The following is a 12,701-nucleotide window of genomic DNA, read 5'->3' as shown; positions in this document are numbered from 1 at the left end:
AACATTATGTCCGGAATTCGTACTCTTTCATTCGACGGCGTTATCGTCGGTGGCGGCGGAGCTGGTATGCGCGCAGCCTTGCAACTTGCCCAGTCTGGTTACAAGACGGCGGTAATCTCCAAGGTTTTTCCCACTCGTTCTCACACCGTTTCCGCTCAGGGTGGCATCACCTGTGCCATTGCCAGTGCTGACCCCAACGACGATTGGCGCTGGCATATGTATGACACCGTCAAGGGTTCCGATTACATCGGTGACCAGGATGCGATCGAGTACATGTGCTCGGTGGGCCCAGAGGCCGTTTTCGAGCTGGAGCACATGGGGCTTCCGTTCTCTCGCACCGAGGAAGGACGCATTTATCAGCGTCCTTTTGGCGGCCAGTCAAAAGGCCCCGATGATCCGACCCAGGCGGCCCGTACCTGCGCCGCAGCTGATCGCACCGGCCACGCTCTGTTGCATACCCTTTACCAGGGCAACATGAAGAACAACACAGTCTTCTTTAACGAGTGGTATGCCACTGATATCGTTAAGAACCAGGATGGAGCCGTGGTTGGCGTCATTGCAATTTGCATGGAAACGGGCGAGACGGTCTACGTCAAGTCCAAGGCAACCGTCTTCGCCACTGGCGGCGCGGGTCGCATCTATGCGTCTACTACCAACGCACACATCAATACCGGTGATGGCATCGGGATGGCGCTGCGAGCTGGCTTCCCGGTTCAGGACATTGAGATGTGGCAGTTCCACCCCACTGGAATCGCCGGTGCAGGTACTCTGGTGACAGAGGGCTGTCGCGGTGAGGGTGGTTACCTGATCAATAAGGATGGTGAGCGCTTCATGGAGCGTTACGCACCTAATGCCAAGGACCTTGCCGGTCGCGACGTGGTGGCGCGTTCAATGGTACTGGAAATCCTGGAGGGCAGGGGTTGTGGTCCTGAAGGCGACCATGTTTACCTCAAACTGGATCATCTGGGCGAAGATGTTCTTGAGTCCCGTCTGCCGGGTATTCTCGAGCTGTCTCGTACCTTTGCCCATGCCGACCCCATTAAAGAGCCCATCCCCGTTGTGCCCACCTGTCACTACATGATGGGCGGCATACCAACCAATGTGAACGGACAAGCGCTGACGGTCGATGCGAACGGTAACGATCAAATTATTCCCGGGCTTTACGCTTGTGGTGAGGTCGCTTGCGTGTCCGTCCATGGCGCTAACCGCCTCGGCGGTAATTCTTTACTCGACCTGGTAGTCTTCGGTCGCGCCTCCGGGCTTTATATCGAGAACGCCCTGCGCGACGGCATCGAAATGCGTGACGCGTCAGAGTCTGACCTGGAAGCTGCCACGGCCCGCCTCGATAAACTCAACAGCACCGATGCCACTGAGAATGTTGCCGATCTGCGCAAGGAACTGCAAAACACGATGCAGAATCACTTCGGCGTATTCCGTAATGCAGAGTTCATGCAAGAAGGCATAAAGAAACTGGCTGGACTGCGTGAGCGTATTGAAAACGTTGGTCTGGCTGACAAGAGCATGGTGTTTAATACGGCGCGTATCGAGGCGCTGGAGTTGCACAATTTACTGGAAGTGGCGGAAGCCACAGCGATTACAGCCGAAGAGCGCAAAGAGAGCCGCGGGGCACATGCCCGTGAAGATTTCCAAGACCGCGATGACGAAAACTGGTTGTGCCATTCCATGTACTACCCAGCAGACAAGAGCGTTGGCAAGCGTGGCGTAAACTTTGAACCCAAAACCGTTGATACATTCCAGCCCAAGGCTCGGGTTTATTAAGAGGCAGAAGAAATGTTGCAAGTCAGTATCTACCGCTACAATCCCGAAACGGACGCCGAACCGTCCATGCAGGATTTCCAGATCGATACCAGCGGCAAGGATCTAATGGTTCTCGATGTGCTTGAACTGATCAAGGCGCAAGACACCACGGTGGGTTACCGTCGCTCATGTCGGGAGGGCGTTTGTGGCTCCGATGGTCTGAATATGAACGGTAAAAATGGTCTAGCCTGTATCACTCCGCTGTCCGAGACAGTTAAGAGTAACAAGCTGGTGATTCGCCCTCTGCCGGGTTTGCCCGTGATCCGCGATCTGGTGGTTGATATGGGTATGTTTTACGCCCAGTACGAAAAAGTGCAGCCCTATTTACAGAATGACACCCCGGCCCCTTCCATTGAGCGCCTCCAGACTCCCGAAGACCGGGCAAAGCTGGACGGTCTTTATGAGTGCATTCTTTGTGCATGTTGCTCTACCGCGTGCCCGTCATTCTGGTGGAACCCTGATCGTTTTATTGGCCCATCTGGCTTGTTGCAGGCATATCGCTTCCTGGCAGACAGCCGCGATAATGCGACTGATGAGCGCTTGGCCCAGTTGGATGACCCTTTCAGTGTATTCCGCTGCCACGGCATTCAAAATTGCGTCAACGTATGTCCCAAGGGCTTGAATCCGACCAAAGCAATCGGTCACATACGTAACATGCTTCTTACTCGGGCCACTTAAAACATTTAAGTTGCCTTAAGTTTATGCAATAAGTGATTGAAAATATTACATATTTATTAGTTGAAACATGCCGCTGAAACCCAGCGGCAAACTTGTTTTAAGTGACTCGGCCACGTTCTTGTCGGCATGTGGGTCGGGTGACTGCTAGACTTCGGATTTATCGGCCCAATGTTGGGCACCCAACCCCTATTCCGGAAGGGCTGAAATGCAAGAAAGCTCTATGGAACTCCTGTGGCGGAGTTCTCACATTGCAGGTGGTAACGCCACCTACGTTGAAGATCTTTACGAGTCCTATCTCAAGGACCCCAATGGTGTGCCCGAACAGTGGCGCGACTATTTCGACAAGTTGCCCCTGGTGGAATCAGACTTCGTTCATACCGAGGATATTCCCCACTCAGTAGTCCGCGATCGCTTCGCCCAAATCAGCAAAATGCGGGTGCGCACTGAAGCGACCGTCGCTCACGACTCTCAGGCTACCGAGTATGAGCGCAAGCAGGTTAGTGTGGTGCAATTGATCTCTGCGTATCGGCAGAGGGGACACCAGAAAGCGGACCTTGATCCCCTGGGTATCGCTGAACGTGAGCATGTGCGTGACCTCGAGCTTTCGTTTCACGAGCTATCGCAAGCCGACTATGAGACTGTTTTTCAGACGGGCAGCCTGCATATAGGCAAAGCAGATGCCACTTTGGGAGAAATCCACGACGCGTTGGAGAGAACCTACTGCAAATCCATCGGCGCTGAGTTCATGCACATCGTTAACACTGACGAACGCCATTGGATTATGACTCGCATGGAGTCGGTGCGCAGTGCGCCCGATTTCGGCCGGGAAGTGCAGCTCACTCTGCTGCGACACCTGATCAACGCAGAAGGCCTGGAAAAATCGCTGGGATCGAAGTACCCGGGTACGAAGCGCTTCGGTCTGGAGGGTGGCGAAAGCTTGATTCCAATGCTGGAAGAAATGATTCAGCGCTCAGGCAACCACGGCGTGCAGGAAATCGTTATTGGTATGGCTCACCGGGGCCGCTTGAATGTATTGATCAATGTACTCGGTAAGAATCCTTCAGAGCTGTTCGATGAATTTGAAGGCAAAGTTGAGTACGAAACCTCTGGTGATGTGAAGTACCACCAGGGTTTCTCTTCCAATGTGATGACCGCTGGCGGGGAACTCCACCTGGCTCTGGCGTTTAATCCCTCGCACCTGGAAATTGTGTCGCCCGTAGTCGAGGGCTCAGTGCGCGCCCGGCAGGAGCGGCGCAAGGATGAAAATGGCGAGCTCGTTACGCCTATTGTGATTCACGGTGACGCTGCCTTTGCCGGTCAGGGGGTCGTGATGGAAACATTCCAGATGTCCCAGACGCGTGCTTACAAGACGGGCGGCACCATCCACATTGTGCTCAATAATCAGGTAGGGTTTACGACTCACAAGCGTGAAGACGCGCGTTCTACCGAATACTGCACCGACGTTGCCAAGATGGTGCAGGCGCCGATTTTTCATGTCAACGCCGACGATCCAGAGGCGGTCCTGTTTGTGACTCAAATGGCCGTCGATTATCGAACCGAGTTCAGGAAAGACGTTGTCATTGATTTGATTTGTTATCGACGTCGCGGTCATAACGAAGCGGACGAACCTTCCGTGACGCAACCTTTGATGTACCAGACTATCCGCAAACACAAGACTACGCGCGATTTGTACGCGGCCAAACTAGTTGGCATTGGTGCAGTGACAGAGGAAGAAGATAAGTACCTGGTTGACCGGTATCGCGAGTCCCTGGACAGGGGAGAGCCGCTGGTGAGCAGCCTGGTCAGCAAGCCCAACAAAACATTGTATGTAGATTGGTCTCCTTATATCGGTCATGTATGGACCGATGAAGCCGATACCACGATCGATATTCATAAGCTGCAAACTTTGGCTCACGATATCAATGTGCCGCCGGATAACTTTCCGATTCAGCGCCAGGTCGCTAAAATTCTTGAGGACAGGCGGAAGATGGGAGCAGGGGCCGCGCCAATCAACTGGGGCTTCGCTGAGACCATGGCTTATGCCAGCGTGTTGGAGGCAGGATACCCTGTGCGTCTGACCGGGCAAGATGTGGGTCGCGGTACTTTCTCTCACCGTCATGCGGTCCTGCACAACCAGAAAGAAGAAGGCAGTTATATCCCACTGCAACACGTGTCAAAGGACCAGGCTTCCTTTGATATTTACGATTCTCTACTTTCAGAAGAAGCTGTACTGGCTTTTGAGTATGGCTATGCCACAACTTTGCCTCAGGGCCTGGTGATATGGGAGGCTCAGTTTGGTGACTTTGCCAATGGCGCCCAGGTGGTGATCGATCAGTTTATTACCAGCGGTGAGCACAAGTGGCAGCGTCTTTGCGGTTTGACTATGCTGTTGCCTCACGGTTACGAGGGGCAGGGGCCAGAGCATTCGTCGGCACGTCTGGAGCGTTTTTTACAACTTTGTGCCGAGCATAATATTCAGGTGTGTGTACCTACAACACCTGCGCAGGTGTTTCACATGCTGCGCCGACAGGCCATTCGTCCTTTGCGCAAGCCATTGGTGGTGATGTCTCCCAAGAGCCTGCTGCGTCACAAGGAAGCAGTGTCGACGGTCGAAGATCTGGCCGAAGGACAGTTCTATAACGTTCTGGACGAGTCCGATGACCTGGATAAGACCAAAGTCACGCGCGTGGTCATTTGTAGCGGTAAAGTCTACTACGACTTACGAGCCGCGCGCAGAACTCGAAACATCGACGATATCGCTATTATTCGGATGGAACAGCTTTATCCCTTCCCGGAAGGGGATTTGCTGAATGTGCTGCAGCATTACCCGAGCTTGAAAGAAGCAGTGTGGTGTCAGGAAGAACCCATGAATCAGGGTGCCTGGTACTCCAGTCAGCATCATATGCGTCGAGCGTTGGCCAACCACAAGAAAGAGGCTTATCTGCACTTTGTTGGCAGAGAAGGCTCAGCGTCAAGTGCGGCGGGTTATATGGCTCTACATTTGGAACAACTTGAATCATTTATCAACCAAGCCCTGGCACCTGAGGTGCCGCGGTAGTCATAGCGCGAAGGAATACTTATGGCGATTGAAATTAAGGCTCCGGCTTTTCCCGAGTCGGTAGCAGATGGCGAAGTAGCAGCCTGGCACAAGCAGGAAGGTGAGGCCGTTTCTCGCGATGAACTTATTGTCGAAATTGAGACCGACAAAGTGGTGATGGAAGTCGTTGCACCTGAGGATGGCGTGCTGGCAAAAATGCATGTTCAGGAAGGTGACACCATTGCAAGCGAGCAACTGCTGGCGACTTTGGAGCAGGGCGTCGCTGTTGCCACGCCAGCTGCAGAGGATTCTACTGCAGAGGTTCCTGCCATTGATGCTGCGGCTCAGGAAGATGTCGCGGCCTTGTTGGGTCCCGCTGCCAGACAATTAGTGGAAGAACATCAGCTGGATATCGGCAAAATCGCGGGCACCGGCAAGAACGGACGAATCACCAAAGAAGATATCTTAAAACACATGAAAGACACCGCCAGTGCCGCGCCAGTTACCGCCGCACCAGTGCCAGAGCCGGCCGCAGTGCCCGATGTTCCATTAGCACCCACTGGAGAGAGGGTAGAGAAACGGGTTCCCATGACCCGGATGCGGGCGAAAATTGCAGAGCGCTTGCTCAATGCCACCCAGGAAACAGCCATGCTGACGACCTTTAACGAGGTTAATATGGCGCCGATGATGGCCTTGCGCAGCAAGTACAGAGAAAAATTCGAGAAAGCGCATAACGGCACCCGCCTCGGGTTCATGGGTATGTTTGTAAAAGCGGCCTGTGAAGCGTTGAAGCGATACCCCGAAGTGAATGCCTCCATAGACGGTAACGATGTTGTTTATCACGGCTATCAGGATATTGGTGTCGCGGTCTCTACCGAAGGAGGTCTGGTTGTGCCAGTGCTGCGTGATGCTGACTTTATGAGCGTCGCCGATGTGGAAGCTGCAATCCGCGATATGGGCTTGCGTGCACGTGATAATAAACTGACCATTGAGGACATGACCGGAGGTACCTTTACCGTCACGAACGGAGGCGTTTTTGGCTCATTGATGTCTACGCCTATCCTCAATCCTCCGCAGACGGGCATCTTGGGTATGCACAAGATACAGGAGCGTCCCATGGCCGTTAATGGTGAGGTGGTGATATTGCCGATGATGTACTTGGCATTGTCTTATGACCATCGCCTGGTCGATGGCAAGAGCGCAGTGCAATTCCTGGTGGCCGTCAAAGACCTGATCGAGGACCCGGCACGCATCCTGCTGCAGCTGTGATACAAATTGCATCCACTCAGGCCATGGCCGCGAGTGCATATTTAATTTTTAACGGGAATGAACATGTCTGATAAATTCGATGTAGTGGTCATTGGCGCTGGGCCGGCTGGCTATGTGGCTGCCATCAAGGCAGCGCAACTGGGCCTATCTACTGCCTGCGTCGAGCAGTGGTTGGATGACAAGGGGAAGGTTCGTTTAGGCGGCACCTGCCTGAATGTTGGCTGTATCCCGTCTAAAGCGTTGCTGGACTCAAGCCAGAAATATCATGAAGCAGTGTCCGACTTCAGTGTACATGGTATTAGCGTGGGTGAGACCACAATCGATGTGCCCGCGATGTTAGAGCGTAAAGACAAGATTGTTGACCAATTGACAGGCGGTGTGGCCGGACTGTTCAAACACAACGGCGTGACGCCTGTTGCTGGCACGGGCAAGGTGCTGGCCGGCGCGAAGGTCGAAGTAACCGATAAGGATGGCAACGTACAGGTTCTGGAAGCGGACAATGTCATCATTGCCGCAGGATCACTCCCCGTAAATATTCCTCCCGCACCTGTAAATGGCGACACCATTGTTGATTCAACCGGTGCTCTGGAGTTTCAGGCTATACCCGAGCGCCTTGGCGTTATTGGTGCAGGGGTAATCGGACTGGAGCTGGGCAGTGTCTGGGGACGTTTGGGTGCTGAAGTGGTTGTGCTGGAGGCCCTGGATGACTTCCTGCCCATGATGGATGCCCAGATTTCCAAAGAAACTGCAAAGATATTAAAAAAGCAGGGTTTGGATATACGTCTTGGCGCGCGGGTTACCGCTTCCGAGGTCAAGGACGGTAAAGTGTTAGTGTCCTACTCTTCTGCCGATGGTGAGCACAGTGAAACCTTCGATAAATTAATTGTGGCAGTCGGTCGCCGACCGCGCTCCGAAGAACTGTTTTCCACCGACAGCGGTCTGACGCTTGATGAAAGAGGCTTCATTTTCGTTAATGAATTTTGTGAAACCGAGGCGCCTCATGTTTATGCGGTAGGTGATGTAGTCCGCGGGCCAATGCTTGCTCATAAGGGCTCGGAAGAAGGTGTTATGGTCGCGGAGCGAATTGCCGGAAAACCAGCGCAATTGAATTACGATTGTATTCCTTCAGTGGTATATACCCATCCTGAGGTAGCGGCAGTGGGTAAGACTGAGCAGCAGCTAAAGGCCGAGGGCGTGCCTTACAAGTCTGGCACCTTTCCGTTTGTCGCCAGCGGCAGGGCACTCGCTGCTAATGATTCCGATGGCCTGGTCAAGTTGTTGGCCCACGAAGAGACCGATCGAATCCTGGGCTGTCATATTGTCGGCCCCTCAGCCGCTGATCTGGTTCAGCAGGTCGTTATTGCCATGGAGTTTGGTTCCAGTGCAGAGGATCTGGCGCTGACCGTGTTCGGTCATCCCACATTATCCGAGGCGGTTCACGAAGCTGCACTGGCAGTGGACGGGCATGCAATTCACATCGCCAACAGGAAGAAACGTAAGTAAACTTCGCTCGCGCGCGTAAATCAAAAATAATCGCCAGCATTCGCGAGTAACCAAGGGGCTTCTTGCAGCTAAGTCGCAAAAGCCGAAACTAGAGCAGCAATAGCTATTTTAAAAAACAGGACAACACATGAATCTTCATGAGTACCAGGGCAAGCAACTGTTTGCCGACTACGGATTGCCGGTTTCTAAAGGGTATGCGGTTGATACTCCACTGGAAGCGGCAGAAGCGGCCGATTTGATTGGTGGCGACATGTGGGTAGTAAAAGCCCAGGTGCACGCCGGTGGTCGCGGCAAGGCTGGCGGAGTGAAGCTGGTTAAGACCAAAGATGAAATTCGCGAGTTTGCCTCGAACTGGCTGGGCAAGAACCTGGTGACCTACCAGACTGATGAGAACGGCCAGCCGGTCAGCAAGATTCTGGTTGAGTCCTGCACTGATATTGCAGAAGAGTTATATCTGGGCGCAGTTGTCGATCGTTCTTCTCGCCGCATTGTTTTCATGGCCTCCACTGAAGGTGGCGTAGAAATTGAAACCGTTGCAGAAGAAACTCCAGAAAAGATTCTTCGCGCTACCGTTGATCCCCTGGTGGGTCCGCAACCCTATCAGGGACGTGAATTGGCTTTCCAGTTGGGTCTGGCAGGCGAGCAGATTAAACAGTTCGTGAAAATTTTCATGGGCCTTGCGCAGATGTTTATCGATAAGGATCTCGCACTCATTGAAATTAACCCGCTGGTGATCACAGACGAAGGTAATCTTCACTGCCTGGACGCCAAACTGGGAGTCGATAGCAATGCCCTGTATCGCCAGCCTCAATTGCGCGAGATGCACGACCCTTCGCAGGATGATGAGCGCGAGTCGCATGCGGCGCAGTGGGAACTCAACTATGTAGCCCTTGACGGCAACATTGGTTGCATGGTCAACGGCGCAGGCCTGGCCATGGGTACCATGGACATCGTTGCCTTACACGGCGGCTTCCCCGCCAATTTCCTGGACGTGGGCGGCGGTGCCACCAAAGAGCGTGTCTCTGAAGCGTTTAAGATCATTCTTTCAGACGACAATGTTAAGGCGGTGCTCATCAATATCTTCGGCGGCATTGTTCGCTGTGACCTCATTGCAGAGGGTGTTATTGGGGCGGTTGAAGAGATCGGTGTTGAAGTGCCGGTTGTTGTGCGCCTTGAGGGCAATAACGCGGAACTGGGCCAAAAAGTATTGGCCGACAGTGGTTTAAATATTATTGCCGCCACCAGCCTCACAGACGCTGCTCAGCAGGCAGTTAAAGCAGCAGGAGGAGCGGCATAATGAGCGTTCTCATAGACAAAAATACCAAGGTTATCTGCCAGGGCTTCACTGGTTCACAGGGCACTTTCCACTCAGAGCAGGCTATCGAATACGGCACGAAGATGGTCGGTGGTGTGACCCCCGGTAAAGGCGGGCAGGAACATCTTGGCTTGCCCGTTTTTAACACCGTTGTCGAAGCCGTGGCAGCGACTGGCGCAGATGCGTCTGTGATTTACGTTCCGGCACCGTTTTGTAAGGATTCAATCCTGGAAGCGGCCAATGGTGGCGTAAAGCTGATTGTGTGCATTACCGAGGGAATTCCAACACTTGATATGCTCGAAGCAAAGGTTAAGTGTGATGAGTTGGGTGTACGACTGGTTGGGCCTAATTGTCCCGGAGTCATTACTCCCGGTGAGTGCAAGATCGGTATCATGCCCGGCCATATTCACCTGCCCGGCAAGGTAGGCATTGTATCGCGCTCTGGCACCCTGACCTACGAAGCGGTTAAGCAGACCACTGACGCAGGCTACGGGCAATCGACTTGCGTAGGCATAGGTGGCGATCCCATACCGGGTTCTAATTTCATCGATATTCTGGAGATGTTCCAGAATGACCCTGCTACCGAAGCTATCGTTATGATTGGTGAAATTGGTGGTACCGCGGAAGAGGAAGCAGCGGCCTACATTAAGGCTAACGTGACCAAGCCGGTGGTGTCCTACATTGCCGGTGTGACAGCGCCCAAAGGCAAGCGCATGGGACATGCTGGCGCGATTATTTCCGGTGGTAAGGGAACGGCGGATGAGAAGTTTGCAGCCCTGGAAGACGCCGGTGTAAAGACCGTTCGCTCGCTGGCTGAAATCGGCACTGCTTTAGGTGAGATTACCGGCTGGTAATTGCAGCTTTAAAGGCGCGACATGTTAAAAGGGCTCATTGTAAGATGAGCCCTTTTTCGTTGCTGCTGAACCCGAAACCCGTTCATTTGGTCATCACCGGCTTGACCATTTAAGCCGCTGATTTCCCGTTGCCGCCCTTGAAATCACTTTAACTGACCCCCATATCTGCGTTACAGAGAATTCCTATTCAATTTCAATGAGTTAGCAACAGAGGTTAACAAATGACTGCCGATGTAAAAAAGGAAACCATGGGCTTCCAGACTGAGGCGAAGCAACTGCTTCACCTGATGATTCACTCTCTCTATTCCAATCAAGAGATCTTTCTGCGTGAGCTGATCTCCAATGCGTCAGACGCAATCGATAAGCTGCGCTTCGCGGCCTTGGCAGATGAATCACTGCTGGAAGGACAAGGGGATTATCAGGTCCAGGTCGATGTCGACAAAGAAGCGGGAACGATCACGATTGCCGATAACGGCATCGGCATGAACCGGGACGAGGTGGTTGAGCACCTGGGCACCATTGCCAAGTCTGGAACCGCCGCTTTTATGGAGAACCTGACCGGCGACCAGCAGAAGGACTCCCAACTCATAGGCCAGTTTGGCGTTGGCTTCTACTCTGCTTTCATCGTTGCTGACCGGGTAGCGGTTCATACCCGAAAGGCCGGAGACGCTTCCGACCTTGGAGTAGTGTGGGAATCCCATGGGGAATCCGAATTTTCGGTTGAGGCCAAGGACAAAGAGGCACGTGGAACCAGCATTACCTTGTTTCTGAAGGAGGGCAGTGAGGAGTTCGCAGAGGACTATCGTGTTCGCAGCGTAATTAAGAAGTATTCCGATCACATCTCGGTGCCAGTGATAATGCTCAAGCCTAGTGTGCCCGCCGCCGAAGATGAAGGGGAAGAGGTGACTGAAGCGGCGCCCGAGTACGAGGCAGTCAACGAAGCTACTGCCCTGTGGACGCGCAGCCGCACAGAGGTGTCGGACGAGGAATATAAAGAATTTTATAAGCACGTATCCCACGACTTCGATGAGCCGCTGAGCTGGAGCCATAACCGTGTAGAAGGGAAATTCGAGTACACCAGCCTGCTGTACCTTCCAAAACGTGCGCCTTTTGATATGTGGAATCGGGAAATGGCTCGCGGGCTCAAACTCTATGTCCAGCGTACCTTCATCATGGACGATGCCGAGCAGTTCCTGCCGTTGTACCTGCGCTTTGTGAAAGGGGTGGTCGACTCAAACGATCTGCCATTGAATGTCTCGCGCGAAATTTTACAGCAGGACGCGGCCGTAGATTCAATGCGTAGCGCCGTTACCAAACGTGTACTGGACATGCTGGGTAAGCTTGCCAAGAAAGACGGTGATGATTACGCGGAGTTCTGGAAGGAGTTTGGACAGGTATTAAAAGAAGGTCCGGCAGAGGACTTCGCCAACAAGGAAAAAATCGCTAAATTACTACGTTTCGCCAGTACCCAGACTGATACCGAAGCCCAGGATCAGTCACTGGAAGATTATATCTCTCGAATGCAGGAATCGCAGGAGAAAATCTTTTATGTGGTAGCTGAAAATTTCAATACAGCAAAGAACAGCCCGCATCTTGAGGTATTCAGGAAAAAGGGCATCGAAGTGCTGTTACTGACAGACCGTGTGGACGATTGGTTAATGAATCATCTTCAGGACTTTGACGGTAAACAGTTCCAGGACGTCGCACGCGGTGCCCTGGACCTCGCCACTGACTCTGATGAAGAAAAAGCAAAGCAGGAAAAGCTGGAGAAAGACAGTGAGGCTCTGGTAGAGCGCTTGGGCAAAGTGCTGGAAGCGCAAGTCGAAGAAGTTCGCGCTACTACTCGCCTGACTGAATCACCGGCCTGCCTTGTTGTGGGCGATCATGACATGGGGGCACAAATGCGTCGTATCATGGAGGCCGCGGGTCAACCTGTACCTGAGAGCAAGCCTATTCTGGAGGTTAACCCGATTCACCCGTTGCTGGAGATGCTGGATCAGGAACCGGATGAGGATCGATTTGCAGATTTGGCGTCTGTTGTGTTCGACCAGGCAAACCTGGCAGAGGGCGGCCAGTTGGAAGATCCCGCGGCCTATGTATCAAGGTTAAACAAGTTGCTGCTGACACTCAGCGGTAAATAGCCTCACCCTTCTCGCAAAAGGCCCCATAGTTTCACCGGGGCCTTTTGCGTCAGTCTATCGCGAACTATCTGTTAGACTGGCGCCCC

Annotated in this window: 8 protein-coding genes; all 8 read left to right on the top strand. The window is 53.1% G+C overall.

The features are described from left to right. Window positions 1-6: 6 nt before the first annotated feature. Window positions 7-1,779: a succinate dehydrogenase flavoprotein subunit gene (sdhA, locus tag EYC87_RS06945; RefSeq protein ID WP_007227642.1), complete on the top strand. Its 1,773-nt coding sequence runs from the start codon at window positions 7-9 to the stop codon at window positions 1,777-1,779. Window positions 1,780-1,791: 12 nt separating this feature from the next. Beyond that, window positions 1,792-2,496 carry a succinate dehydrogenase iron-sulfur subunit gene (locus EYC87_RS06940; protein WP_040540167.1) on the top strand — a complete coding sequence of 235 codons (705 nt, stop codon included), beginning with the start codon at window positions 1,792-1,794 and terminating at the stop codon, window positions 2,494-2,496. 205 nt (window positions 2,497-2,701) lie between these two features. Further along, a complete protein-coding gene (locus EYC87_RS06935; protein WP_279252239.1) occupies window positions 2,702-5,554 on the top strand; it encodes a 2-oxoglutarate dehydrogenase E1 component in 2,853 nt (950 codons plus the stop codon). A 21-nt stretch (window positions 5,555-5,575) separates the two neighbouring features. After that, window positions 5,576-6,802 carry a 2-oxoglutarate dehydrogenase complex dihydrolipoyllysine-residue succinyltransferase gene (gene odhB, locus EYC87_RS06930; protein WP_279252238.1) on the top strand — a complete coding sequence of 409 codons (1,227 nt, stop codon included), beginning with the start codon at window positions 5,576-5,578 and terminating at the stop codon, window positions 6,800-6,802. 63 nt (window positions 6,803-6,865) lie between these two features. Further along, window positions 6,866-8,305 (top strand): dihydrolipoyl dehydrogenase, encoded by a 1,440-nt coding sequence (gene lpdA / locus EYC87_RS06925; RefSeq protein WP_279252237.1) that lies wholly within the window; start codon window positions 6,866-6,868, stop codon window positions 8,303-8,305. A gap of 127 nt (window positions 8,306-8,432) precedes the next feature. Beyond that, window positions 8,433-9,602 (top strand): ADP-forming succinate--CoA ligase subunit beta, encoded by a 1,170-nt coding sequence (gene sucC / locus EYC87_RS06920; RefSeq protein ID WP_007228072.1) that lies wholly within the window; start codon window positions 8,433-8,435, stop codon window positions 9,600-9,602. Then, the gene (gene sucD, locus EYC87_RS06915) at window positions 9,602-10,474 is read left to right on the top strand and encodes a succinate--CoA ligase subunit alpha (protein WP_007227671.1); all 873 of its coding nucleotides are present in this window, start codon (window positions 9,602-9,604) and stop codon (window positions 10,472-10,474) included. Before sucC ends, sucD begins: the two co-directional genes overlap by 1 nt. Window positions 10,475-10,695: 221 nt before the next feature. Beyond that, window positions 10,696-12,615: a molecular chaperone HtpG gene (gene htpG / locus EYC87_RS06910; RefSeq protein ID WP_279252236.1), complete on the top strand. Its 1,920-nt coding sequence runs from the start codon at window positions 10,696-10,698 to the stop codon at window positions 12,613-12,615. The last annotated feature ends 86 nt before the right edge of the window (window positions 12,616-12,701 follow it).

This window comes from Candidatus Seongchinamella marina (assembly GCF_026262685.1).
Taxonomy (GTDB): Bacteria; Pseudomonadota; Gammaproteobacteria; order Pseudomonadales; family Halieaceae; genus Halioglobus; species Halioglobus marinus.
This window is presented reverse-complemented; position numbering and strand designations above follow the sequence as displayed.